The sequence below is a fragment of the Lactobacillus johnsonii genome, assembly GCF_013487865.1.
Taxonomy (GTDB): domain Bacteria; phylum Bacillota; class Bacilli; order Lactobacillales; family Lactobacillaceae; genus Lactobacillus; species Lactobacillus johnsonii_A.
Window position 1 is genome coordinate 968,506 of the sequence record NZ_CP047409.1, and the last position, 26,669, is coordinate 995,174.

Annotated in this window: 18 protein-coding genes, 1 other RNA gene and 1 pseudogene; 16 read left to right on the top strand and 4 right to left on the bottom strand. The window is 33.4% G+C overall.

Features of this window, described 5'->3' with window-relative positions; translation table 11 throughout:
- The first annotated feature begins 41 nt into the window (after positions 1-41).
- The 8 genes and pseudogenes from GTO82_RS04615 to GTO82_RS04650 all read left to right on the top strand — a co-directional run bounded on the left by GTO82_RS04615 (position 42) and on the right by GTO82_RS04650 (position 14,683).
- Entirely contained in the window at positions 42-3,518 is a 3,477-nt protein-coding gene (locus GTO82_RS04615; RefSeq protein ID WP_180874015.1) for a PD-(D/E)XK nuclease family protein, read from the top strand.
- Positions 3,519-7,133 carry a helicase-exonuclease AddAB subunit AddA gene (addA, locus tag GTO82_RS04620; RefSeq protein ID WP_180874016.1) on the top strand — a complete coding sequence of 1,205 codons (3,615 nt, stop codon included), beginning with the start codon at positions 3,519-3,521 and terminating at the stop codon, positions 7,131-7,133. It begins immediately after the preceding gene.
- 24 nt (positions 7,134-7,157) lie between these two features.
- Complete coding sequence (locus GTO82_RS04625) at positions 7,158-9,974, top strand: helicase C-terminal domain-containing protein (RefSeq protein ID WP_180874018.1); 2,817 nt, start codon at positions 7,158-7,160, stop codon at positions 9,972-9,974.
- The gene (locus GTO82_RS04630) at positions 9,967-10,461 is read left to right on the top strand and encodes a hypothetical protein (RefSeq protein WP_180874020.1); all 495 of its coding nucleotides are present in this window, start codon (positions 9,967-9,969) and stop codon (positions 10,459-10,461) included. The genes GTO82_RS04625 and GTO82_RS04630 overlap by 8 nt, the downstream gene beginning before the upstream one ends.
- A gap of 68 nt (positions 10,462-10,529) precedes the next feature.
- Positions 10,530-11,828 carry an asparagine--tRNA ligase gene (gene asnS / locus GTO82_RS04635; protein ID WP_180874022.1) on the top strand — a complete coding sequence of 433 codons (1,299 nt, stop codon included), beginning with the start codon at positions 10,530-10,532 and terminating at the stop codon, positions 11,826-11,828.
- A gap of 71 nt (positions 11,829-11,899) precedes the next feature.
- The gene (locus GTO82_RS04640; RefSeq protein WP_180874024.1) at positions 11,900-12,544 is read left to right on the top strand and encodes a DnaD domain protein; all 645 of its coding nucleotides are present in this window, start codon (positions 11,900-11,902) and stop codon (positions 12,542-12,544) included.
- 10 nt (positions 12,545-12,554) lie between these two features.
- On the top strand, positions 12,555-13,184 hold the full coding sequence (gene nth, locus GTO82_RS04645) for an endonuclease III (protein ID WP_180874026.1): 630 nt from the start codon (positions 12,555-12,557) through the stop codon (positions 13,182-13,184).
- A gap of 97 nt (positions 13,185-13,281) precedes the next feature.
- Positions 13,282-14,683 (top strand): annotated as a pseudogene (locus GTO82_RS04650) (IS3-like element IS1223 family transposase).
- A gap of 67 nt (positions 14,684-14,750) precedes the next feature.
- Here the strand turns inward: GTO82_RS04650 and GTO82_RS04655 are convergent.
- Together GTO82_RS04655 and recU are read right to left on the bottom strand one after the other, a co-directional pair.
- Positions 14,751-17,141 carry a PBP1A family penicillin-binding protein gene (locus tag GTO82_RS04655; protein WP_180874027.1) on the bottom strand — a complete coding sequence of 797 codons (2,391 nt, stop codon included), beginning with the start codon at positions 17,139-17,141 and terminating at the stop codon, positions 14,751-14,753.
- An 11-nt stretch (positions 17,142-17,152) separates the two neighbouring features.
- Positions 17,153-17,764, bottom strand: a complete 612-nt coding sequence (recU, locus tag GTO82_RS04660) for a Holliday junction resolvase RecU (protein WP_180874029.1) — start codon at positions 17,762-17,764, stop codon at positions 17,153-17,155.
- A 67-nt stretch (positions 17,765-17,831) separates the two neighbouring features.
- Here recU and GTO82_RS04665 point away from each other — a divergent pair, with 67 nt between their 5' ends.
- The 5 genes from GTO82_RS04665 to GTO82_RS04685 all read left to right on the top strand — a co-directional run bounded on the left by GTO82_RS04665 (position 17,832) and on the right by GTO82_RS04685 (position 21,868).
- The gene (locus tag GTO82_RS04665) at positions 17,832-18,395 is read left to right on the top strand and encodes a DUF1273 domain-containing protein (RefSeq protein ID WP_180874031.1); all 564 of its coding nucleotides are present in this window, start codon (positions 17,832-17,834) and stop codon (positions 18,393-18,395) included.
- Between the two features lie 203 nt (positions 18,396-18,598).
- Positions 18,599-19,036 carry a DivIVA domain-containing protein gene (locus GTO82_RS04670; RefSeq protein WP_180874032.1) on the top strand — a complete coding sequence of 146 codons (438 nt, stop codon included), beginning with the start codon at positions 18,599-18,601 and terminating at the stop codon, positions 19,034-19,036.
- A gap of 24 nt (positions 19,037-19,060) precedes the next feature.
- An RNA gene (gene rnpB, locus GTO82_RS04675) (RNase P RNA component class B) lies at positions 19,061-19,431 on the top strand.
- 74 nt (positions 19,432-19,505) lie between these two features.
- Entirely contained in the window at positions 19,506-20,630 is a 1,125-nt protein-coding gene (locus GTO82_RS04680) for a THUMP domain-containing class I SAM-dependent RNA methyltransferase (protein ID WP_180874034.1), read from the top strand.
- A gap of 5 nt (positions 20,631-20,635) precedes the next feature.
- Positions 20,636-21,868 carry a metallophosphoesterase gene (locus tag GTO82_RS04685; RefSeq protein WP_180874035.1) on the top strand — a complete coding sequence of 411 codons (1,233 nt, stop codon included), beginning with the start codon at positions 20,636-20,638 and terminating at the stop codon, positions 21,866-21,868.
- Positions 21,869-21,914: 46 nt separating this feature from the next.
- Here GTO82_RS04685 and GTO82_RS04690 read toward each other — a convergent pair whose 3' ends face one another.
- The gene (locus GTO82_RS04690; protein ID WP_180874037.1) at positions 21,915-23,042 is read right to left on the bottom strand and encodes an acyltransferase family protein; all 1,128 of its coding nucleotides are present in this window, start codon (positions 23,040-23,042) and stop codon (positions 21,915-21,917) included.
- Between the two features lie 86 nt (positions 23,043-23,128).
- Positions 23,129-24,052: a DegV family protein gene (locus tag GTO82_RS04695; protein ID WP_180874039.1), complete on the bottom strand. Its 924-nt coding sequence runs from the start codon at positions 24,050-24,052 to the stop codon at positions 23,129-23,131.
- Positions 24,053-24,184: 132 nt separating this feature from the next.
- On the opposite strand from GTO82_RS04695, the gene GTO82_RS04700 reads away from it, so the two are divergent.
- Genes GTO82_RS04700 through lspA form a run of 3 tightly spaced genes read left to right on the top strand, consistent with a single transcriptional unit; the run spans position 24,185 to position 26,669 of the window.
- The gene (locus tag GTO82_RS04700) at positions 24,185-24,529 is read left to right on the top strand and encodes a hypothetical protein (protein WP_180874041.1); all 345 of its coding nucleotides are present in this window, start codon (positions 24,185-24,187) and stop codon (positions 24,527-24,529) included.
- Complete coding sequence (locus GTO82_RS04705; RefSeq protein WP_180874043.1) at positions 24,526-26,205, top strand: formate--tetrahydrofolate ligase; 1,680 nt, start codon at positions 24,526-24,528, stop codon at positions 26,203-26,205. Before GTO82_RS04700 ends, GTO82_RS04705 begins: the two co-directional genes overlap by 4 nt.
- The gene (lspA, locus tag GTO82_RS04710) at positions 26,205-26,669 is read left to right on the top strand and encodes a signal peptidase II (protein ID WP_004894860.1); all 465 of its coding nucleotides are present in this window, start codon (positions 26,205-26,207) and stop codon (positions 26,667-26,669) included. Before GTO82_RS04705 ends, lspA begins: the two co-directional genes overlap by 1 nt.

Consider the following 26,669-nt stretch of genomic DNA (forward strand, 5'->3'; position numbering starts at 1 on the left):
GTCTCATATGCTAAAATATTTGCTAAGGAGACTAGAGACTTATGATTAATGTAATTACTGGTAGACAAGTAGACAACTTGCAAAATGAAATAATTGATCAAGCTGTTAAGGCATACTACCAAGATAAAAGACACGATATTTTTATTATCGTGCCAAACCATATTAAGTTTACCACAGAAGTACGCGCACTTAGCAAGCTCTCTGTTTTAACAAATAAAAAACAAGTTGCAGTAAATAAATTGCACATTCTTTCTTTTTCACGACTAGCTTGGTACTTTTTGAGAGATGAGGCAATTAAACTACCACAAATTCTAGATGATGCCGCTAGTGTCATGCTACTAGAGCAAATTGTTAAGGATCATCAAGATGAATTAAAACTATTTCAGAATCAAACTCAAGTTACATCCGGTGCCTTAAGGCAAATGTATGAAGCAATTTTATCTGTACGAGCCGGCAATATTGAGTTAGACAATATTGATGAAAAGAAATTGAATGAAGAGACCAGCTATAAAATTCATGACTTAAGAATTATTTATGATGAGTTTATTGAACGTTTGTCAGAGAAATTTGCTACCAAAGATGAAATGCAATTATTGCTCAATGAGTTCTTAGCAAAAAGCAATAACTTGAGTACGATGGAATTTTATTTTTCTGATTTTTCACATTTTTCTTTACAAGAATTAACATCAGTCCGTTTAATTTCAAAAAAGGCAAAAAATACAACTTTAGCTTTTAAGACAAAAATTGGCAAAATTGATAATAATGCTGAACCAGGTGACTATGACTACGTAGTGCAACGTACAATTGGCCAATTAGAGCATTTTTGGCAAAACCAACAATTAGACTATCAAACTCAAGAATATCCACTTACTCAAACTAATCCTAGTTCTTTACTAAATGGGGTTTGGACAAAAACAAGTGGATTTGATGAACGTTTAAGTAAGTTTTTGCAGCCAGTCAAGGCAGACTCGCGGTATGCAGAAGCCTATTTTGTTGCGCGTACAATTTATCAGCAAGTAGCCTTAAATAACTATCGCTACCAGGATTTTCTAGTTTTAGCACCAAATCTAAGTGAGTATGAAACATATTTAACCCCAATTTTAAGGCAAAACCAGATCCCTTTCTTCAATGATTTACAAAAAGAAATGAAATACCATCCCCTAGTAGTTGCTGTTGAAAATTTGCAGCAAATTTTTAAGCGTGGTTTTCAAACGGATAATGTAGTTGCTTTAATGAAGACGCAGTTATTCATCCCTGGCTGGTACAAAAATTCTGCACACTATCAAAATGATGTTGACCTACTTGAAAATTTTGTCTTAGCCCATGGTATCAAAGGAAAACTATGGACTAAGTCACTAAAGAATTTTGTAGATGCAGAGGTAATTGCTTTAGATAAATCTGAGAAAGAAGTAGAAGATCTTGATCGACTACGAAAGCACTTTATTGATGCTTTAACTAACTTCTTTGAACAACTTGATAAAGAAGAGGATCCGCAAGCTGGAGTAACAGTTTTTTGGAATTTTTTAATTAAAAATCACATTGCGAAACGTTTAGAAAGTTGGCGCAAAGAAGCTAATGATGCAGGTGATTTACAGTTAGCTCAGCAACCAGAACAAGTTTGGTCAACTTTAACTGACTTATTAAAGGACTACTTACTAGTAGCAAATAAATTTTCTTTAGATCAATTTTTTGATTTGTTAATCAGCGGCTTTAGCGAGGCTAATTTCTCGCAAATTCCGTCTACTCTTGATGCAGTTAACATTTCTGAATTCGGTATGGTACAAGGCCAAGGATATAAACAAGTTTTCATTATTGGTGCGACTAGCAGTAATTTACCCCAAATTGAAAAAATACCAGGTTTCTTTAGCTCTGAAAACTTAGAGCAATTAAATGAAGGAAATGAATCTAGTGGATACTTGGAAGATCAGCAAAAGATCAATAACTTAGATCAAAATTATCAATTTGGAAATGCTTTAAGTTTAGCTAGTGATAAGATTTATATTTCTTATCCAGTAATTAATACTGCAAATGAACAATTAGAACCTTCAATTTTTTATAAGCAGTTATTAAAGTTAACCCATGCTGATGAATTTTCACAACATGATTTACCTCAGAATAATGGAGATGTTTTAACTTTTATAACTAATCCAGAAGCGAGTCTAGGTTACCTAACTTACTTAAAGAATAAAGCAGCTACTGATGTAGACTCTCTGCTAGATATGACGGAAGAAAAAATTGGTGACATAGCGCAAAATGTGCTTGAAGGGAGCGGCTTTAAGAATATACCTCAAGATCTTCCGCCTGAGCTAGCACAACAGCTATATGGCGATCGAATTGAAACTTCTGTTTCACAACTAGAAACGTATTATCAAAATTCTTTTGAATACTTCCTAAATTACGGCTTACATTTGAAGAAACGCTTTGAAAATGAACTTGATGTAATTCAAGCAGGAAACTACTACCATGAAACTTTTGATTATCTAGTTAAAAGGATTAAAGAAAAGAAGTTAAATTTTGCTGATTTAACAGAGGAGAAGTTAGGCGAGCTTTTAATTGAAGTAAGAGAAGAATTAAAAGAAAAGGGCAGATACCGTCAGCTTTTAAATGATCCATTCAATAAATACCTATTCCATAAGTTAGACCAAACTACAGCTAATGTGGCTCATTATTGGCATAGCAATGTAAATAAGACTACGTTCAGACCACAATATTCTGAATTAAGTTTTGGTAAAAATCAAAAGGTGAGTGGTCTCTCATATAGCTGGAAAGATGATAATAATAAAAAGAAGATTGTAGATCTTCGTGGAAAGATGGATAGAGTTGATTTAGCCCAAGTAAACGATCGAATTTTAGGTGAAGTGATTGATTATAAGTCATCCGCAAAAAAATTTGACCTAGGTTTATTTGCAAACGGAATTTCAATGCAGATGATTTCCTACTTAGAAGTTTTGAAAAATAATAATAAGTTTTTTGCTCAAGGTAAGGATTTAGATGTTTTAGGCGCATTTTACCAAAATATTACTAGTAGTCTTGAACGTTTGAGCAGTGAAAAAATGATCTTAAGCAATTATCAAATTAAAGATTTAGCTAAAGAAAGTACTAAGAAGTTAATGTATAACGGAATCTTAATTGCAGATGAAGAAATGCTTGATCTAATAGAACCTGGAATGGAAAAAGATCGTGCTGTCTCTGATCTATATACTAGTGTTAAGCGAAAGGTAAACGGCGATATTAGTTGGCCACAAAATCAGAGTTTTACACCGGATCAACTAGACTTGTTATTAGCTTATAACTCATATTTGATAAAAAATGCTGGTAATGAGATTTTATCAGGAAAGATTGAGCTAGATCCTTACTCTTATGGTCAACAAACATCCCTTACTTATTCTGACTTTAAAGACATCTTCTTCTTTGATGCAATGCTTAAAGAAAATAACTATCATAAGATTAAATCCATTGATAAAAAGACGCTTTTGAACCTAATAAAAGAAAAATTAGACTTGGATGGTGAAGAATAGTTGACGCAATTTACTAAGGAACAAAATCAAGCAATTAACGATTATGGGAAAGATATCCTAGTTTCAGCATCCGCTGGTTCAGGAAAGACTACAGTACTAGTTGAACGTGTTTTGAAACGTATTTTATCTGGTACACCAGTTTCATCCCTTTTGATTATCACTTTTACTAAAGCTGCTGCTCGTGAAATGAAGGAACGAATCAAGCAAAAAATAAGCGATCAAATTGAGAAAGAGCCTAATAACCAATTTCTTCGTAGCCAATTATTAGATGTTGATACTGCAAATATATCTACAATCGATTCTTTTTGTTTAGATATAATTAGGCGTTTTTATTATGTAATTGATCTTGATCCACAATTTAGTGTTTTAACTGATGAAACTCAAGCTGAACTATTAAAAGAGCGTGCCCTACATGAAATAGAAATTGAGTATCTTGAAAACAATGATCAAAGATTTCAGGATTTCTATGATAATTTTTCTGGTGATAGGGATGCTGAAGGAGCGCGAAATCTTTTATTGCAGTTGTACAATACTGCAGTTACTGAGCCTAATTATGAAAAATTTCTCAATAATCTGCCTAATTCTTATCAAATTCAAGATGATTTAATTGGATCTGATTTGTGGCAGAGTCATATTAAGCCACTTTTAGTAAAAGAGATAAAGGATCTACAAACTGAAATAAGACAGCTCTTTGAAAATCCTCAAATGGAAAATCCAGATTTAGTGAAGGTTAAAGAAAACTATGATATCTTTACCAGTCGTTTAGAGCAATTCTTAAATACTTTGGAAGATGATCATTCTTATAATGAAATTCGAGCTAGTCTAATGAATTGTAAGTTTGAAAAGAACATTCGTAAGTCTAAAAAGTGGTCAGAGGAAAGTCTTGAAACTTACCAAGAAAGTCAAAAGCTAAAATCTGATTTAAATGATCAACTTAAGAAGATCTTTGCTAACTTTTTTGTAGTAGAAGAAAAAGAACAGGTAAGCATTCTCAAAAAATCAGAAAAATTAGTTAAAACCATTGTTGATGCTGAGAAAAAGCTAATTAAGAGATTTGGTCAATTAAAACGAGAACAGAATTTAATTGACTATAGTGATATGGAACAATTTGCTTTCAGCATTCTTACAACCGATACTTCGAATGCTCATATTGCCCAAGAATACTATCAAGAAAAATTCAATGAAATCCTAATTGATGAGTACCAAGATGTTAACGCTTTGCAGGAAAATATCATTGCAGCCATCAAAAAGAAGGGGCAAAATAACCTATTCATGGTTGGAGATATAAAACAATCTATTTATGGTTTTAGACAAGCACGTCCTGACTTGTTTTTAAGCAAATATCATGCTTATGGGCAGAATGATGACAGTGAAAAAATTATCTTATCAGATAATTTTAGGTCAACCAAAAGAGTTACTAAGACAGTAAACTCTTTATTCAATCCAATTTTAACTGCAAATTTTGGTGGAATTGATTACAAAAAAGAAGGACAATTACAATTTGGCGCAAGTTATTATCCTACTGACTTGCCTACTGCAAATGAATATATTTTCACGGATAAAAAACAAACGCAAGCTTCGCTTGAAGAAAATTTTGGAGACGAAATGGACTTCAGTGAAATTCAAATGGTTATTGCTAGAATTAAGCAACTTAAAGAAGAGAATTTTCAAGTTTGGGACCGGAAAACACAGCTTAAACGCCCGCTAGAATATTCTGATATTGCGATTATTACGCGTACTAGAAGTGACAACTTACAGGTAATGCAAGAATTTGCAAAGGCAGATTTACCTTTATTTGTAACTGATGCTCAGAACTATTTTCAAACATTTGAATTAGTAATGATTATGAATTACTTGAGATTAATTGATAATCCACAACAGGACATACCTTTAGTAGCAGTTTTGCGTTCACCGCTTTTTAACTTTAAAGAACCTGAACTAGCACAAATTAGGGTCAAAACCAGGTCTGGTAATTTTTATAATGCTTTAACTAGTTTTGCTTCAGTCAATTCAGATCTTGGTCAAAAATGTAAAAACTTCCTTCAACAATTAGAATCTTTACGATCATTTGCGGCAACTCATCGAATTTCTGAGTTGATTTGGAGCATTTATGAAAGAACTCATCTGTTAGAAATTGTGACTGGCTTGCCTAATGGCCAACAGCGTAGAGTAAACCTAGAATCTCTATATGAGAGAGCCACTTCTTATGAAAGTGCCGGCTTTAAAGGTCTATATCAATTTATTAGTTTTATCGAACGCATGCGGAAAAATCAAAAGGATTTAGCACAACCACTTTTAAGTGATAAGGCTGATAATGCTGTAAAACTAATGACTATCCATGCTTCTAAAGGTTTGGAATTTCCAGTAGTGTTTGTCATGGGGCTAGGCCACAAGTATCAGACACGTGACTTAAGTGGTAATTTTACAATTAGTAAAGACGGACTTGGATTAACAATTAAAGAAAAAGATTATCGAATTGATTCTCTAGTTAAATCTTTAGCCGATGTTGAAAAAAGACAACAAATGCTTGAAGAAGAAGCTAGAATTTTATATGTTGGTTTAACACGTGCTCAACAAAAGCTTATCTTAGTGGCTAGTGTAAGCGATATGGAGACTAAGCAGAAAAAGTGGGAGAGTGAAATTGATCAAAAAACGAATATTCTTCCCTTAATAAGAAAAATCAACGCCCAATCTCCACTAGATTTCTTAGGACCTAAGTTAGAACAAAAGCATGAATTTGATCAAACAATTGAAGACATGACCTTAGCTTTAGAAGAGCAAGATAAGATCTATTACTTAAAGTTTGCTGTGCAGTCAATTTCAGAAGAAAATATTGAACAAAAAGAAAACACTCAAAAATTAAGTTCTAAAATGAATGATGTAGTCAAAAGCCTTTATAATTTTGAATATCCATTTTCGGATGCCACTAAGACTACAGCCTATCAGTCTGTTTCTGAGATAAAAAAAGTATTTAATGATCCTATGGATACTGAACTTGAAAATTCACGTCTTATTTCTTCAAGCAATCGATATCTACAACCGATTGATGAAACTCCCGTATTTTTAGAAAAACAGAAATTTACTGGAGCAGAGATCGGAACAGCCATGCACTTAGTTTTACAATATTATGATTATCAGAGTGATAAAACTGAGTTAAATTTAGAACAAGAAATTGAAGAACTTGTAGAATTAGGTAAATTAAACCCATTGATGGTGCCACATTTATCAATAGAGGCCTTAAATTGGTTTGTGATGAGTGAATTTGCGTCAGAATTTTGGCAAAAACCAGAAAAATTACATAGAGAAAGTCAATTTTCAAGCTTAGTGAATGCTAGTGAACTGTTTAACGATTTTTCTGACTCAGCAGCCAAAATTTTAGTTCACGGAACAATTGATGGATATTTTGAAACAGACGAAGGTTTAATTTTATTTGACTATAAAACTGATTTTGTTGACAAAACTCATGAAGAACAAGCTATAGACGAAATTAAGCAAAAATATACTGGGCAACTACGTTTATATGAACAAGCATTAAATGAAATATCGGGAAATAAAAAGGTAATTGGAAAATATTTAATTTTGCTTGACGCAAGGAAAGTGGTCCCAGTAGACTAGAAACAGAATAGAAGGGAGATTATTATGAAAAAAGCCTTTACAGATGATGTTTTTGCGGTCGTCGATCTTGAAACTACAGGCACCCAGCGCAATCAAGGCGATCATATTATTCAATTTGGTTGTGCAATCATCAAAAAGCGTAAGGTAGTAAAAACATATTCATTCTTAATCAATCCTCATCGTGAAATCCCTCAAGCTGTTGAAAATTTAACTCATATTAGTAATGAAGACGTTGCTAAGGCTCATGATTTTAGTTACTATGCATCAAAGATACGAAAAATCTTAGAAAATACAATTTTTGTTGCACATAATGTAAATTTTGATCTTCCGTTTTTAAACTATGAGCTTGTAAATGCGGGCTTAGAGCCACTAACTGGAAAAGCAGTTGATACGGTGGAATTAGCACAAATTGCTTTTCCAACTTTTCCATCTTATAAATTACGAGATTTAACAGCTCGTTTGAGAATTAAACACTTAAATCCGCACCGAGCTGATTCAGATGCACTAGTAACAGCAAAATTACTACTAAAAGCAATTAAGAAACTGGAAAATCTTCCTCAGGCAACTCTCAATACTTTGACTTCCTTATCAAAAGGATTGCTACGCGATACTGACTATATTTTTTATGAAATTGGTCAAGTTGCTCGGCAGACTAAGAGACCATTGCCTAAAGATTTGATTCAGGTAAAACATTTAATCCTGAAAAAGCAAAATGTAGCTTCACGTCGTAATGATGTAGCAAGTCCTGGCTCATTTCCTCAAAGCGATGAAGAAAAGAAAGAATTATTTAAAAAGAATCTCCGCTTTAGACGGGGACAAGTTAGTCTAATTAATAGACTACACGACTTTGTTTATAGTGACTCAGATAACTCATTAGTTGTTGAAGCACCAAATGGAAGCGGAAAAACCTTTAGTTACTTAATGGCTTATGCATACGAGCTATATTCAGGTAGAAAATTAGTCGTAGCAACACCCACTAAGGTTTTACAGGAGCAAATTCTAAAGCAGGAAATTCCGCAACTTTTGCGAGTTACTCATTTAGATTTAGATGCCCAAATTGTTAAGTCAAGCAGCCATTATTTAGATTTAGATGGATTTTATAATTCTCTTTATCAGACTGATAATCCGATTCAGCAAACTTTAATTTTACAAATGGGGATTTTGATCTGGCTTACTGAAACAGAAACAGGTGATTTAGATGAGCTCCAGTTAACTAACTATCAGGCTCCTCTTTTTGCGGCAATTGAACATCCCGGAGATGCGAGAATTGGAACAGCTTTTGCCGAGTATGATTTCTGGAATTTAGCACGTAGTAGACAAGAACAAGCTGATATTTTAATTACTAATCATGCCTATTTAGCTAATCACTATATGGACTCAATTTGGGGCCAGAATCCTTTCCTAGTTGTTGATGAGGCGCATCGTTTTGTTGAAAATGTAGCAAGTTCACGAAACGATTCACTCCAATTTGAAAGTTTCTGGGGAATGTGTAGTCATTTGCGTAACCTGCTTTTTTATGCAGAAGATAGTGCTAAGGCACGTTTTGGTAATAATTTAGAATTCAAATTAATCCTAGATAAACTTGAAAAAGATACGAATGATTTAATCCATTCTATTAATAAGATTCAAGAAGCTCTTTACGATAATCGAAAATTTGCTACCAGTTGGGAAGAGAAGCGCCAAAATGCTATTAGTCTCGGATTTCAGGGACAAGATTTGTTTAACAGTATTAAGCATTTCAAGCATTTGTTAAATCTTATGCAAGACAATATTGAAATTGTGCGCCAAGAGACTAATCAACTTCTATTTTTGCTATATCATCAACAAAAAAATCTTTTAACGAGCGACGATGTTTTAATAAGAGATCTTCAAGAAGAAATAGATCAGTTAGATTATTACTCAGAACAAAACTATCTTTTACTTGATCAATTAAGCGACCCTAAAAAGTTAGATCATGAAGGATTTGTTTTAGAAATAAGCAATGAAGATGACCCACTATCAACTAATTTAACTTGGTTAACACTTGATCCTGAAGAAGAAGTTAAACAGTTATATCATTACTTTGATAAAAAACTATTTATTTCAGCTACTTTAGCAGAACAAGACGACTTCTCATACACTATTAAAAAACTATATTTAGATCCTAAAAAGACACTCACTTATCGAGCAAAACCTTCTTTCAAAGTTGAAAAGCATTTAAAAGTATATGCACTTTCAGATAATAATGCGCCGGAGGATCCAAACAGTCCGGAATATGAAACATTTATTAGTACTTTACTTACTCAAATTAAAGACTATAAGCATGTGTTAGTTTTATTTACTAATTTAGATGTTATCCGCGATGTTTTTAGTAGACTAAGTGAAAACAGTAATGCTTTAAAGGACTACGAAATTTTAGCTCAAGGCTTAACTGGTTCTAATGAAAAAATTGCTAAACGTTTCGGAATTGCTGAAAAAGCCATTTTACTTGGAGCAAATAGTTTTTGGGAAGGAATTGACTTTAAACATAATGGGGTAGATCTTGCGATTGTTACTCGTTTACCTTTTGAGTCACCAGATCAACCCGAAGTAAAATTACGAACAGAATGTTTAAAAAAGCAGGTTGGAGCTGATAAAATTTTTGAAGTTGATACACTACCACGAGCAATTTTAAGATTTAGGCAGGGATGTGGTCGCCTGATCAGAAATGAGCGTGATCATGGAGTCTTTGTAGTTTTAGATCAACGAGTTTGGAATAAATCTTATGGCGAACATTTTTTATCAGGACTACCTGTGAGTGCTAAAAAAGTTAGCAAGCAACAACTACTAAATGTTTTAAGGAATAGTAAGCAGAATGAATAAATATGTAAAAAAAGGACTTAAAATCACTGGAATTGTGGTTGGGGTTTTGGCAGCAATTTATCTATGTCTTTGTATTGTGTTTTATATTGCAACTAAGCCAGCAAGTGATACAGTTAAAGAAACTAATAAGGTTGCCCTTGAAAAGACCCCAATTACTACAGTTACCAAGAACTACCATTTAAGTCGTAGCGTTGAGAGTAATAGTTTAGAAGGAATGAGTAAGAAGGGTAAAAAGTATTACTTCATTTATCTTCCAAAAAGTAAAAAAGCTTACCTTTATCAAGCAAATAAAGGTAAAAGTGAAGAGCAGATTTTAAAGACTTTTAATGATGAACATCCTGAACACAATAATCCTAAATGCCAGCTAGGTTGGTATAAGGGGATGCCAGTTTGGGAAGTAACATATAAAAAGAAAAATGGTAATTATGGCTATGTTCTTTATGATTTTAGAAATGGAAAAGAAGTAGTCTATGCGGACAATTTATAAATTTGTTAAACTAAAGAGTGATTTTTTAGTATAATAAAGTTAAATTTAATTAAAAAGGTTGGTAAGTAATGACAGAATTAATCTCAATTAAAGATTCTTCTAAACATGTAGACCAAGAAGTTAAAATGCATGTTTGGTTAACTGATAAACGATCAAGTGGTAAGATTATCTTCTTACAATTACGTGATGGAACAGCATTTTTCCAAGGGGTTATTCGTAAGAATGATGTTTCTGAAGAAGTTTTTGAAGCAGCTAAATCTTTGCGTCAAGAAGCTAGTTTTTACATCACTGGTACTGTTCACGAAGATAAGCGCTCACACTTTGGCTATGAAATTCAAATTTCAGATTTAGAAATTGTTTCTAACAACGAAGGTTACCCAATTGGTAATAAGGAACATGGTGTTGATTTCTTACTTGATAATCGTCATTTATGGTTAAGATCTAAGCGTCCATTTGCTATTATGCAAATTAGAAATACTATGTTTAAAGCAACTATTGATTTCTTCGAAAAAGAAGGATTCATTAAGTTTGATGCTCCTATCTTTATGCACTCTGCTCCAGAAGGCACTACTCAATTATTCCACGTTGAATACTTCAACAATGATGCTTACTTGTCACAATCTGGTCAATTGTATGGTGAAGCTGGTGCGATGGCTTACGGAAAAATCTTTACTTTTGGACCAACATTTAGAGCAGAAGAATCTAAGGGCCGTCGTCATATGACAGAGTTCTGGATGATGGAACCAGAAATGGCATGGATGCACCAAGACGAATCTTTAGATATCCAAGAAAGATACTTGTCTTACATGGTTAAACAAGTCCTTGAAAATAATGAATATGAATTAAAGATCTTAGGTAGAGATCCTGAAAAATTACGTCCAACTACTGAAGGTAACTTTACTCGTCTTTCATACGATGATGCTATTAAAATGCTTCAAGAAGCCGGTCGTGATATTAAATGGGGTGACGACTTTGGTGCACCTGACGAAGGATATATTTCAGAACAATTTGATCGTCCAGTCTTCATCGTTAACTACCCAACTACAATTAAGCCTTTCTACATGAAGAAGAATCCTGATAATCCTAAAGAATACTTATGTGCTGATGTAATTGCACCTGAAGGATATGGTGAAATTTTTGGTGGTTCTGAACGTGAAGGTAACTACGAAATTTTGAAACAACAAATTGAAGAAGCAGGTCTTAATTTAGAAGATTACCAATGGTACCTTGACTTGCGTAGATTCGGTGGTGTTCCTCATTCTGGATTTGGTATGGGATTTGAACGTACAATCGCTTGGATTTGTAAGTTAGATCACATTCGTGAAGCTATTCCATTCCCAAGATTGATCAACAGAATGCAACCATAATCGATAATCTAATATTATAAATATAAAAAGTTGAACTATTTTAGTTCAGCTTTTTTTGAAAGGAAAATTATATGGCATCTTTTTCGGCTATTCAAAATGAAGGTTTTACGGTTATTTCTAATAGTCTTTTACGTTACTATCCCTCTTTAAAAATATCTGAAACTGAAGCAATGTTATTATTGCAGCTAGAATCTTTCAAACAGGAGAAAAAGTTTTTCCCTAGCGATAACGATTTATCAGAGAGAATGAATTTATCTCCGATTGAGATTTCCCAGCTAATTCAAAATTTAATTGATAAGGACTTAATTGAATTGGGGCAAAAAAGGGATGGGGAAGGTCGTATAACTAATTTTTATGATTTAAATCATTTATATCAGAAATTAGATACACTTATTGATGAGAGAGAAGAAAATTATCAAGATCAAGCTAGTTTCAAAGCTGCGCCATCTAATCAACAATCCGCAAATCCAATTCAAGAATTGGTAAGACAATTTGAGATAGAATTTGGCCGTTTATTGAGTCCAATTGAAAAACAAGAAATTGCTGCTTGGATTAATATTGATCACTATAACCCAGAAATAGTCAAATTAGCCCTTAGAGAAGCTATTTTAGCGCAGGTATATAATTTTAAATACGTTGACAGAATATTACTAAATTGGCAACGCCATGGTCTTACTACTCTAGATCAAATTAAAAACTTTCTTCAAAGAAACTAGGTAACTAATTATGGAAGAATTATTATCAGATGATGAAGCACGGTTGGTTTTAAAAAGGATTCTTTCTTTGTATCCCGATGCTAAAGGTGAATTGAATTGGGATACGAAGTTTCATTTATTATGTGCTGTTTTAATGAGTGCCCAAACCACTGATAAAATGGTTAATAAAACTACGCCTAAATTCTTTAAAGACTACCCAGACAGTGCCGCTTTAGCCCAAGCAGATATTAAAGATATTGAGAATCACATTCATACAATTGGCTTATACCGTACAAAGGCTAAGCATTTAAAAGAGACGGCTCAAATTATTACCGAAAAATTTGATGGTCAGATTCCGAAAGACAAAAAGATTTTAATGACCTTACCGGGCGTAGGAGAAAAGACAGCTAATGTTGTTTTAGCAGAAGGATTTAAAGTACCAGCAATTGCAGTAGATACACATGTCTCTCGTATTTCTAAACGATTTAATATCGTTAGTGCAAAAGCGACTCCCCACGAAGTTGAGGAGCGCCTGGAAGAATTGTTGCCAAAAGAAGAATGGATTCATACACATCATGCGATGATTTTATTCGGCAGATATACAATGCCAGCACGTACTAAAAATCAAGATCCGTATTCTTTCTTACCACCATTAAACTAACCAATAAATAATAAAAAAGATCCTCGAAGTCGTTTTAATGACTGAAGTGCCTCATAATTGTTAGACATAAAATCTAATAATTATGAGGTGTTTTTTTATGACCAAATATTCGACTGAATTAAAAATTGAAATTGTTTCCAAATATTTAAATCATGAAGATTCAATAAAAGGTTTAGCTAAACAATATAATATTCATTGGACTCTTATTCGTAGGTGGGTTGATAAGGCTAAGTGTCAAGGTTTAGCTGCCTTATCTGTTAAACATACTAAAACTACTTATTCTTCTGACTTTAGGCTAAATGTGGTACGCTACTATTTAACACATTCTATTGGAGTTTCAAAGGTAGCGGCTAAGTTTAATATTAGTGATTCTCAAGTATACAATTGGGCTAAAAAGTTCAATGAAGAAGGATATGCTGGGCTGCTGTCTAAACAGAAAGGTCGGCCTAGGAAAGTGCCTAAAAAGAGTAAGAAGACAACTAAAAAGTTAGAACTTAGTGAAAAGCAAAAGTATAAAGAAAAAATTCTTAAGCAGGAAGCTGAATTAGAAAGACTTAGAGTGGAAAATCTTGTCTTAAAAAAAGTGGCTGCCCGATATCCACGTTATCCAACAAACAAAAAACACAATTAATACAGGATATTCGGGCAAAACACCATCAAATTAAACTTAAGGTCTTATTTAAAGTGCTTAAATTAAATAGAAAGACTTACTATGACAATGTAAAAAATAGAATTAATCAAGCTGATAAGTATGCTTTAGTAAAAGAGAAGATTCAAGAAATCTATTATGGCTATGAAGGACAAGAAACATATGGTTATCGTCCTATGTGGGGAGCGTTAAGAGATGAAGGATTTAAATTTTCTCTAGAAACAGTACGTAAGTTAATGAGAAGTTTAGGAATAAAAACAACAATTTATCATAAAAATACTGGTAAATATAGTTCGTATAAGGGTAATGTAGGAAAGAAGCACCAAATATCCTAAATCAAACTTTTGATGAAACTATCCCCTATAAAGTTCTTCATACCGATGTAACCGAATATAAACTAACTAACGGCAAGAATGTTTATATTTCTCCTGTAGTAGATGAAGCTTCTTTGGAGATTCTAGCTTGTGCAGTAAGTTACTCTCCTGAAATGAAAACTATTTATAATATGCTAGATGAACTAGCAGATAATCTTCCACCAGGAGCTGCTCCTATCCTTCATTCAGATCAAGGCTTTCAATATCAGAATCCAGGCTATCAGGCTCGACTAAAGAAAATGAATATAATTCAAAGCATGTCCCGAAAAGGAAATTGTCATGATAATGCACCAGGAGAAACGATATTTAATCTAATGAAGAGAGAAAAACTGAATCGACTTAAGATTGGAAGTTTAGAAGAGATGAAGGAAATTCTGAAAGATTATATTTATTGGTTTAACAATGTTAGAAGATCAAACAAATTAAAATACACGACTCCTGTAAAATACAGAAATCGTGTATTATCAAATCTTTAAAATTTTATAAATGTCTAACTTTTCTATGGCACTTCATGACTTCGGGGATCTTTTAGCTTAACTTCAATTATTGATTATTATTGGAGTTATGACCCTGATTTTGTTGTTGATTTTGATTGTTTCCTTGATTATTTGTATTCTGGTTTTGTTGTGAATTATTGTTATTATTTTCTGTTGTTTTTTCAGTTTGGTGATTATTATTTTGAGTTTGGTTATTAGAGTTATTGTTGTTAGAAGTAGAGGAGGATTGTCTTTGACTTGAAGATTGTTCAGCATGACTCGATGATGAAGAACTACTGCTTTGGGAACGAGATTGTCCTTTAGAAGAAGTATCATCTTCTGTATCAATTCTTGTATCAATATCGTCGTCTTCCTCTTTTCGTCTATCAACAGTCACATCACTATATGGATTACTTGGTGCATGACCTTTAACAAATAATTGCCAGCTCGAATTACTTGCATTAGGGGAAACCACCTTATCTTGTGTACCATTAGCAATTCTGCGTCTAACAACTGTGCTTGGTTTTGACCAGTTTTTATTAGCTTTATCACTCATTAGATATGACATCATTTGCTTATATAAAAGCTGAGCCGATGATGAGCCCACACCCGAAGGAGTACCATCTTTCAGATTATCATATCCAGTCCAAATTCCCATTGAGTAGAGTTTGGTATATCCAACAAACCAAGAATCTTTTGGTGAATTTTTGTATTGAGGGTATCTTACTAACTCTTCATCAGAATATTTAACTGTTCCTGTTTTACCAGCTTCGTATAAGTTTTTAATGCGTGCTTGTGTACCCGAACCTTTAGTCATAACACCTTTAAGCATGTCGGTCATAATGTAGGCAGTTGATTCCTTCATTACTCTTGTACCAGTACTATCGTAGTTTCTAGTCAAGCCATCTGGAGTTTCAATCTTAGAAACAAATTGTGGTTTGTGGTAAATACCGTCATTAGCAAATGCACCAAATGCGCCCGCCATTTGAAGAGAAGAGGCATTAGCACCAATTGCAACTGAGAGGCCAGAATCAGAAGGGACATTAACCCCAAGCTTCCTTGCAAAAAGAGAAGCTCTTGCAACTCCAACCTTGCTTAAAGTCTTAACAGCTGGAACATTTCTAGATTGTTCAAGAGCATGACGCATAGTCATTTTACCCTCATATTTATTATCCCAGTCATAAAGTTGAATGTTAGTACCAGGGTAAACATATTTAGAGTCATCTAACATATGAGAAGTTGGCCAGTTAAGATACTCAATTGCAGGACCATAATCTAATACTGGCTTAACAGTAGAACCAGTTGAACGACCAGTTTGAACAGCGCGATTTAAACCTAATTGAACTGCAGGAAGTTTACGTCCACCAATAATGGCAATAACATGACCAGTTCGAGGATCAATAATTGTAGCTCCAACCTGCATCTTGTCATTAGTAAATGGAACAGAACCATCATTTACTAAGTCATAAAGCTTTTGTTGAGCATCTTGATCAATATTAACTGTAATTTTCAAATTATCGTTGTATGGATTAAATCCCTTACTCTTAACTTCATTAATTACTTCTTTAATGTATGGATCATCTACTTTTCGTAATTCAGAAGTAGAGTTATTCTTCTTAGGCTGCAAACCTTGAGTAATAGGCTCATTAACTGCTTGTTTATATTGGGCTTTTGAAATTTTATCATTTCTGAGCATTGCTTTTAATACAATGTCACGTCTATATTTTGCTTTTTCTGGATAAACATATGGATCATATGTAACTGGGGCATTAGGCATCCCTGCAAGAAGAGCAGTCTGAGCTAAGTCAAGATCCTTTAGGTCTTTACCATAGTAATAGTCAGCTGCTGTTCCCATCCCGTAGTTACCATAGTTCATATAAACTTTATTAATATAAAATTCCAAGATTTGTTCTTTGCTAAATTCTCGTTCTACCTTCATTGAAAGCCATGCTTCTTGAGCTTTTCTACGAAGGGTTCTTTGAGAAGCAGCAGTGGAGAAGACCGATAACTTAACTAATTGCTGAGTAATAGTTGATCCACCAGCAGCCACGCCTTTACTTTTAGCATTAACTAAGACAGAACCAATAATTCTAATTGGATCAAGTCCAATTCCTTCTTTATAAAAACGCCTATCTTCGACAGAGACAATGGCATTTTTAAGTTCTTTAGGAATTTCATTATTATCAACATAGGTTCTTTTTTCTGACCCTAGAGAAAGAAGAAATTTTCCATCCCGGGTATACAAACTACTCGTACCGCCACTTTGAAGCTGAGCCTGTGATATGCTCGGAGCGTCTTTAGCATAGTATGCAAATAAGCCTACACCGGACACAACTACTAACATTGCTACAATAAAGAACCACTTGATTATTTGTAGCCAAATTCGTTTGCGAGGCTTACCTTTTGGATGAAGTTTAGCCATTCTAGAATTACTTGGCCTTTGATTATTATCTGCCATTCTTTTTGTTCCTATCTATCTATAAAATTGTCTATTGCATCCAAGTATGGAAGAGTTGGACGAAATCCACTTTTAATCTCAATTGAATTATCAACTAACTCTTGCAAGGTCATTGAACTCTTATGTGGCGTTTTCCAAGCTTCAATTACAAAACTAGCAGGAGTTACAAAATATCGATTAAGAGTTACAAAGCGGATAATCGTAAAGCAAATTCCTTTTTGCTTTAAACATCTTTCAAGATGAATAATTTGGTGTTCATGGAAGTTCTTTAAAGGAAATAAGCTCTTATTTCTTGTTTCCTTAGCTTCAAAGTCTAAATAACGTCCTTGATATACGCCATTATAATCAGTTGTAGAAGCTTGCCTAAAGTAGGCTTCTTTTATAACTGCACGGGATCGTTTAGGATAATCTACTTTAACTATCTGGACTGGGGTTGGCTTTTTATGAACAACGGCAATATCTTCAAGAAGATAATACTTATTGGACTCATTGATCTGTTGTTCTAGGCTCATTCCACGATCAGAAAATACAACATCTTTACGGTGTTTTTGCTTTCTTGGATGTAAAAGGTCAGTTTGATCTTTAGTATAATGTGTTAAACTGCCTGTTGGATATTTTACCATCAACATCACTCCTGTTTAGCATTATAGCAAAGATTTTAAATCATTTTTAGAGAAAGGAAGGATCAGAATGAAGCGACTGTGGGTTACGGGATATCGTTCTTATGAATTGGGAGTTTTTAGTGATAAAGATCCGAAGTTGACTGTAATTAAGTATGCTCTGAATAACTATCTAAAGAGTTTACTTGAAGAAGGAAAGATTGACTGGGTAATTAGTGGAGCAAACCTTGGGACTGAACAATGGGCACTAGAAACAGCAATTAGTCTGCAGAAGGATTATAGTGTTCATACGGCTTTAATGACACCTTATTTAGAATTCTCAAAAAGATGGAATGATAGTAATCAAATGAAGTATCAAAACCTTACTGAGCAGGTTGATTTTACAGCTTCTACTTCTGACTATCCTTATATGAGACCAGCTCAGCTTAAAAACTATCAAAATTTTATGTTAGAACATACAGATCGAGCCATTTTACTTTATGATCCTGAACATCCCGGTAAACCAAAGTATGATTATGAAGCTATTAAAAAGTATCAAGAAAAACATGATTATCCGCTGGATATAATTGATTTTTATGACTTACAAAAAGCTGCAGAAGAATATGAGGAAAATCATCGAAAGAATTTTTATTGAAAATAAATTTGCTCTTTAATTTTTATATACCTAAGACAATAAGATTTTTTTAGATAGTATTACTATTATTGCTTGAAGGATACTTATAACTTATACTAAATATATACGATGAAATGAGTGCCATTAAGCTGTCAACTAGCTAACATTTTATCGCCTAAATTAAAACAGACGTTAGTCTGTAACTAAGGAGTTTGACGAAACCAATGGCAAGTTTAAATGATATTCAATTAAATCCACAAAGTATTTTAAAAAAGCAATTTAGAACAAAAATGAAGGGATATGATTCTGATGAAGTAGATTCATATCTTGATACAATTATTTCCGATTACAGCACTTTTGCGACTATTATTGAAGATTTGCAAACACAACTCAGTGATTTAAAAGCTCAACAAAAACAAACTGCAGCTAAAAGTACTGTACCTAAGTTAGATTTTAAGAATGAGGAAATTGAAGATGATATTAAAACTTATACTCCTCAGAAAGTACAAAAAGCTGCTGTAAGTAGCATTAATGAGGAAAAAGAAACACCAGAATTAACTACTAATGTTGCTATGATTCAACGTATTTCTACTTTAGAGCGTAAAGTTTACAACCTTGAACAAAGAATGAATCAACAAGATAGAACTTACCAAGCTAATTAAAACTATGGTATAATAATTATTGCAAATTTCGAGCGATCGCGGTTAGCTTATGCTAGCTGAGGAAAGTCCACGCACGCACAAGCTGAGATGCTTGTAGTTTTTGTACTCAGCCCAATAAGCTGGGGGACTTGTTTTTACAAGTTACGGCGGAAAAAGCACTAAATCATATTTTTTGACATGTGTGACTATCCTGAAAAGTGCCACAGTGACGAAGCAGTGAAGGAAACTTTACTGGTGGAACGAGGTAAACCCTGCAAGCGGGCAACCCAAATTTGGTAGGGGCGCTTTTGTCTAAGTAAATGAACTAAAGACGAAGTCATTTTTTAATGAAGATAGATGGTCGCTGAAAATAGGAATTAACCAAATCCTATTGGAACAGAACGTGGCTTATAGAGATTTGTAGGTTAGGGTTGAGCTTTGGCTCAGCCTTTTTTTATAGAAAAATTTATATAGATAGAGAAAATATAAAATGAAAGAATATACATTATATGCAACAATGGGCGCTGGATTTGAAAGTGTAGTTGCAAAAGAATTAAACAATTTAGGTTACGAAACAACAACTGAAAATGGCCGTGTATTTTTTAAAGGAACTCAAAAAGATATCGTCAGAACTAATCTATGGCTTAGAAGTGCTGACCGCGTAAAGATCTTACTAAAAGAATTTAAGGCTACTAGTTTTGATCAATTATATGATAAAGTTTATAGCTATGATTGGGCAGAATTATTACCAGTAGATGCTCAATTTCCTGTAAAGGGAAGAAGCGTCCGTAGTAAGTTACATTCTGAACCTGATGTTCAATCAATTGTAAAAAAAGCTATTGTAGATAAATTGACCGATCAATATCGAAGACGTGGATTTTTACCAGAAAGTGGAGCAGAATATCCGCTAGATATCCATCTCTACAAAGACACTGCACGTTTAAGCTTAGATACTACTGGTCAAAGTTTATTCAAGCGTGGCTATCGTGTCGAGCATGGTGGTGCGCCTTTGAAAGAGAATTTTGCAGCAGGTTTGATTGAATTAACTCCTTTTGATGGTTCTCATCCATTTATTGATCCAATGACTGGTTCCGGAACAATTGCAATTGAAGCTGCTCTTAAGGCAAAAAATGTAGCTCCTGGTATTTGGAGAAAATTTGCATTTGATAATTTTGATTGGTTTGATAAGAAATTGCATCCCGAATTAGTAGAAGAAGCTAAAGCACAAGAAAAAAAGGAGCATGCTCCAATCTTAGCTAGTGATATTGATCAATCAATTTTAGAAATTGCTAAAGTTAATGCTCATAATGCAGGCGTATTACAAGATATAAAATTTAAGCAAGTCGCTGTAAAAGACTTTTCAACTGACTTAGAAAATGGGGTTATTGTTGTAAATCCTCCTTATGGTAAACGGCTTAAGGATCGAGAAGCAGCTGAAAAGATCTATGAAGAAATGGGACAAACATTGCGTCCTCTTACTTCTTTTAGTCAGTACTACCTTACATCTGATCCTCAATTTGAAAAATACTTTGGTGCAAAGGCCACTAAGAAGAGAAAATTCTATAATGGTAATTTACGGACCGACTATTATCAATATTGGGCTAATAAGAGATAACAATTATGTTAACGCAAGACAAGAAAACTAGTTTTTGGGTTATTAGTGATACTCATTTAATTGCAGATAGCTTACATGATCATGGACAGGCTTTTTCACAGATGCAAAAAACTAGTCAGGGTAAAGATCTATACTATCAAGAAACTGCTTTAAGCGCATTTGTAAGAATGGCGCAAAAAAAGAAGCCGGCCGCAATCATTGTTACGGGGGATGTAACTTTTAATGGCGAGAGAGTGTCAGCAGAAAAATTTGCTGAGATTTTTAAACCTTTAAAAGAAACACAGCTTTTAGTTCTTCCTGGAAACCATGATATTTATGATGGCTGGGCTAGAGAATTCCGGGGAAAGAAACAATACTACGCTGGTCAAATTAGTCCTAGAATGTGGCGTAATATTTTTAAAACATCCTATAAAAATGCAGTTAGTGTTGATAATAAATCTTTAGCTTATAGTGTTAAGCTTAATCCTGATTATTTGTTGATTTTAGCTGATTCTAATGATTACGGTAAAGAAGAAGCAACTACTGCACCTGCGACAGCTGGTTTTTTAGGAAAAGAGCAACGACGTTGGATTAAGGCGCAACTGCAATACGCTAGTGAGAATAACCTTCAAGTAATTTTTTGTATGCATCATAATCTCTACGCCCATAATCCAGCTGTAAACAAAGGATATGTTGTTGATGATTATCGTGAATTGCGTAAGTTATTAGCTCAATATAATGTGAAATTAGTTTTCTCTGGTCATATTCATGCTCAGAATATTATGTTGCCGCAAGATCCTTGTCCAGCTACAGAAATTGTAACTTCTAGTTTTTGCTCCAATGATCAAGGCTATGGGGTAGTTAAAGTTTCTCCGAAAGAAGTTAGTTATACTTGTCATCATTTTAAGATGAAGGACTATTTAACTGACAAAGAAAAACAAAATTGGACTTTAACTCACTTTCATGATTATTTAGAAAATATTCAACTAGGAACTATTTCGGCAGAATTAATGCAGAAAGATCTTTATCAAAATCATGATGATCTAGATACTGTCAGAAAAATGGGGCGTCTTTTTGGCGAGATGAATTATCACTTTTTTACTGGAAAGAATCATATTGATAGTGAAGAATTACAAAAACTTAAAAAGTCGAAAATTTATCAACGTTTAATTGCGGAAAGTCCACATTATGAATTGTACTTACAAACATTGTATGATACGTCAGCTCATGATAACTTACATGTAAAAATTAAATACTAAAAATAAAAACTCTGGAAACTGCTCCTAGCGGCAATTTTCAGAGTTTTTAGATATACAGATAGGTATTTCTAGATACTATTTCCTTTACTTTTGTCCACCAAATATGTAAAAGATATGCAGATGAAAATGATAAGATCCAGGTTAATAACCAGCAACCAAATAAGGTTAAAAAGGGATGGAATTTTGCATGATATTGCATATTTAATCCGCGCCAGACTAACTGGTTCCAAAAGACATTAGCAAGATAGGCTCGGTAAGCATAAACAGCTAAAAAATGGAATATTCTTAAACTATTTATCTGTCTTTTACGAACTTGATATAAACAGAAAGCAGCAACTAAGCAAATTACTGCCAAACAGTAAAAAGTCATTGACGTTTTATAGTAAGGCGCATTATAGAAATTAATAGGGTAACCGAATTGACTTAATTCATAATTAGTCAAGATAAAGCAAATAATAAAGATTACTGCAATTAGCCACCAAAACTTAGTTATAAATTGATTAAAGTAAGATCTAAATTGCCAGGCTAAAACACCAAAAATAGCATAAATAAAAAAAGAGATAAATATTCTATCTAACAAATACCAGTTATTTTGGTGAACACCATGAAAAACATAATAGTCATAAAAACCTAACCAGGCTAAGTAAAGAATTAGAGTAACAATTGCCACTGCAAAGCCACGTTTAATGTTATTTCTTACATAGCGACTAATTAGCCAGAAAAACGGCATTAAGATAATAAACTGTAGCATCATTGTGTTATACCATAAGTGAGGTGCTGCATTACCATTAATAAATTGCCAGCAAAAGGTGCCAAAGCTATTAAACTTATTACCTTGCTGAAGCCATGGCATCCCTAATAAATAAATTAACGTCCACCAAATAGTTGGTACAAAGAGATTAGACCAATTCTTTTGCAGATGCTTGAAGTAAAAGAATTGACCGTTTAAGTCACTAGTCCTAATAGTCGTGTATAAAATACCAAAAATAAAGGCCGGAGCAGTATATTTAACTAGATTATAAAGAATACCAAAACCAATTTGTATTTGCTGAGACTGATGTATCTTAAGAATTATGCTCATAATTGGCTGCGACATTACAGCTGTACAAGCAAAAACTTTTAAATAATCACCAATATCTGCAATATCGTAACTAGAATATTTATATTTTTTCATAATTAGCACCTTAAGGTTATAAATTAAAATAGAGAAGCAAATTTAATAAAATTCTTGCTTCTCTTAATTATATTAGTTAAATAGTATCAATCTTCAACAGCTTTTGACTTAATATCCTTAATCGGCTTGCCATTTTTATCAAAATAAGAATCTAAATCTCTGCACCAAATCATAGCCATGGTATGTTGTCCTACATGAACACCAACTACTGGTCCGATAATACTTTGATAAATTTTGACCTTAGGAAAACTATTTTCATAATCACTAATCCATTCAGCTTCTCTTTCTTCATCATCAGCATGAAAAATTGTTAACTGAATTGGATAGGGCATATCAGAAGTTAAACGATCAAAGTCCTTTTTAATATGATTATACGCACGTTTATAATGTCTCTCTTTTGCAATTGCTGAAATTTTCCCCTCATTTTGAACGTCCATAGATAAGATTGGCTTGATCTTTAATATAGAACCTACAAAGCTTGCAGCATTTGATAAGCGTCCTGTTCTTTTTAAATGACTAAGATTGTCTACCATAAATCTAACATCAGTAGTGTTTCTTAAATCCTTTAAGTCATGCATGATTAAATCAATATCAGCTCCGGCTTTGACTAATCGACCAGCTAATATTGCAGCATTAGCTTCTCCTGCACAGGTTATTTTACAATCAAAGGGATGAATATTAATTCTGCTTTCTTCATCAGCCACACTTAAAACATTATTGTAAAAGCTAGAAATACCGCTTGAAAGAGTAATAATAATTAGGTCGGTATAACCTTCATCAATGTATTTATCAACGTATTTTTTTACGATTCCAATTGAGGGTTGAGATGTAGTCGGAAGAGTAGAAGAACTGCTTAGCTTTTCATAAAATTCATGGAAACCAATATCAATTAAATCCAGATATTCTTTATTATCCCAGATAATTGGAATTGGTAAGACATCAATTCCATATTTCTCGCATTGTTCTTTAGTTAAATAAGATGAACTGTCAGTTAAAACGCCGATTTTCATGTTGTTATTTTCCTCCATATTCTTGTTTAATATTATAGTCTAGAACGCTATTTTAAACAAAAACGTAAATCTGCTTGATTTTTGTTACAATAGAGGTAATTAACAAATAGGGTGTGACCTAAATTCTAAATTATGAAAAAACATTTTATTTTTTTAGGCGCTGCTGGTGTAATTTATTACTCCTGGCTCCTAGCACTAATTTTTGCAGCCTTTATTGTCGGGTATGAAAGCAATAAAGCAATTAGCTATCCTGCACTTAACTTAGGAGCTATTTTTGTGGTTATAGTTATTTATACCTGGTTTAATTCTTATTTTCAGAAAGAAGCAAGTGTTTACTGGCTAAAACTACCATATCGTCAGAAACTTCAGCTTCAAAATTTAAAGATTAAGTGGCAATGGAAGGCATTTGTTGTATATGAAGCAAAGAGTAAGATTAATACTTACTTGCTTTTAGCACTTAAAAGAAAGAAGGAATGAATTTGAAGTCAGATATTGAAATCGCACAAGACACTAAAGAATTACCTATTACAGAAATTGCAAAAAAAGTTGATCTTCAACCAGATGAAATTGAACTTTATGGTAATGATAAGGCTAAGATTAGCTGGAAGGGAATTAACAGAATTAAACAAGGTAAAAAGCTTGGTAAGCTAATTCTTGTTACTTCAATTAGTCCTACGCCAGCTGGTGAAGGAAAATCTACTATTACCATTGGTTTAGGGGATGCAATCAGCAACCAACTTCACAAAAATACTTTAATTGCATTAAGAGAACCCTCAATGGGTCCTGTTTTTGGATTAAAAGGTGGTGCAACTGGTGGTGGATGTGCACAGATCATCCCAATGGAAGATATTAATTTACATTTTACTGGTGATATGCACGCATTAACTAGTGCAATTGATACTTTGGCTGCTTTAGTTGATAACTATATTTATCAAGATAATAGTCTAGAGCTAGATCCTAATCGTATCTTATTAAAACGTGGAATTGACGTTAATGATCGTACTTTAAGAAAAATCACTATCGGACAAGGTTCACGTTTTAATGGAATAGAACATGAAGCTAGCTTTGCAATTATTGTAGCTAATGAATTAATGGCTATTTTATGTTTAGCAACTGATATTGATGACTTGAAAAAGCGCATTGGAAATATGCTAGTTGGCTTTTCTGTGAAAGATGAACCTGTTTATGTTAAAGACTTAGGGTTTGAGGGGGCAATTGCTGCGCTTTTATCAACCGCATTAAAGCCTAACTTAGTTCAAACACTTGAACATACCCCAGCAATTGTTCATGGCGGTCCATTTGCTAACATTGCTCATGGTGCTAATTCAGTAATTGCTACTAATACCGCTTTACACTTAAGCGACTATGTTTTGACTGAAGCTGGTTTTGGAGCAGACCTGGGTGGCCAAAAGTTTATGGATTTTGTTTCTAACCATTTAGATAAACGTCCTGACGCTGTAGTAGTAGTTGCAACCGTAAGAGCGTTGAAGTATCAAGCAGAAGAGACAACTGATCACTTAGATGAGGAAAATATTCCAGCTTTAGAAAAAGGTTTTGAGAACTTAAAGCGCCATATGGAAAACATGGCTCATTATGGTGTACCTGTAATTGTACTAATAAATAAATTTGCTAGTGATACTGAACAAGAACTATCAAAATTGAAAGAACTTGTTAAAGCTGATGGCTTTGAATGTGAAGTAGTCTCTTACCATGATGAAGGATCAAAGGGCGGAATTAAGGCCGCAGAAAAAGTGGTTGAGTTAACTAATAAAGCTAGTGACTTTACCTCAGTATATGAACCTACTGACTCTGTAGAAGAAAAAATTAGTAAAATCGCCCATAATATTTATCATGCCAAGGATATTGAATATTCTGATAAAGCTAAGGATCAATTAGCAGAAATTAAGAAAATGGGTAAAGACAACTTACCAGTAATTATGGCTAAAACACAGTATAGCTTTACTGATAAAAAGAGTATCTTAGGAGCTCCAGAATATTTTACACTCCATGTTAAGAATTTAGCTCTTAAAAATGGAGCAGGTTTTATTGTGGTAGCTACGGGATCTATTTTAGATATGCCAGGATTGCCAAAACATCCAGCTGCCTTAGATATTGATGTAGATAATAACGGAAAGATTTCAGGATTATTCTAATGAGTAAAGCTAAACAAGCCTTATATCTAATAATTTCTTTATTAGTAATTATTGCAGATCAATTATTAAAGAATTATATAGTTACTAATTTTAAAATTGGTGATGAAAAGACCATTATTCCTGGTGTCCTTTCATTTACATATTTACAAAACGATGGAGCAGCCTGGAATATCTTCAGTGGACAAATGATTTTATTTTATTTAATTAGTATTGCCGCTATTGCAGTTGTAATTTACTATCTTTTTAATCCCAAATATAAAAATGGCCTTTTTGATACAGGATTAGCCTTAGTTTTAGGTGGAATCATTGGTAACTTTATTGATCGTTTGCATCTAAAATATGTAATTGATATGTTGCAACTAGATTTTATTCAATTTAATATCTTTAATATTGCGGACAGCGCAATTACAGTTGGAATTATCTTAGTTTTTATCTATCTAATATTTATAAGCGAAAAAGACTAA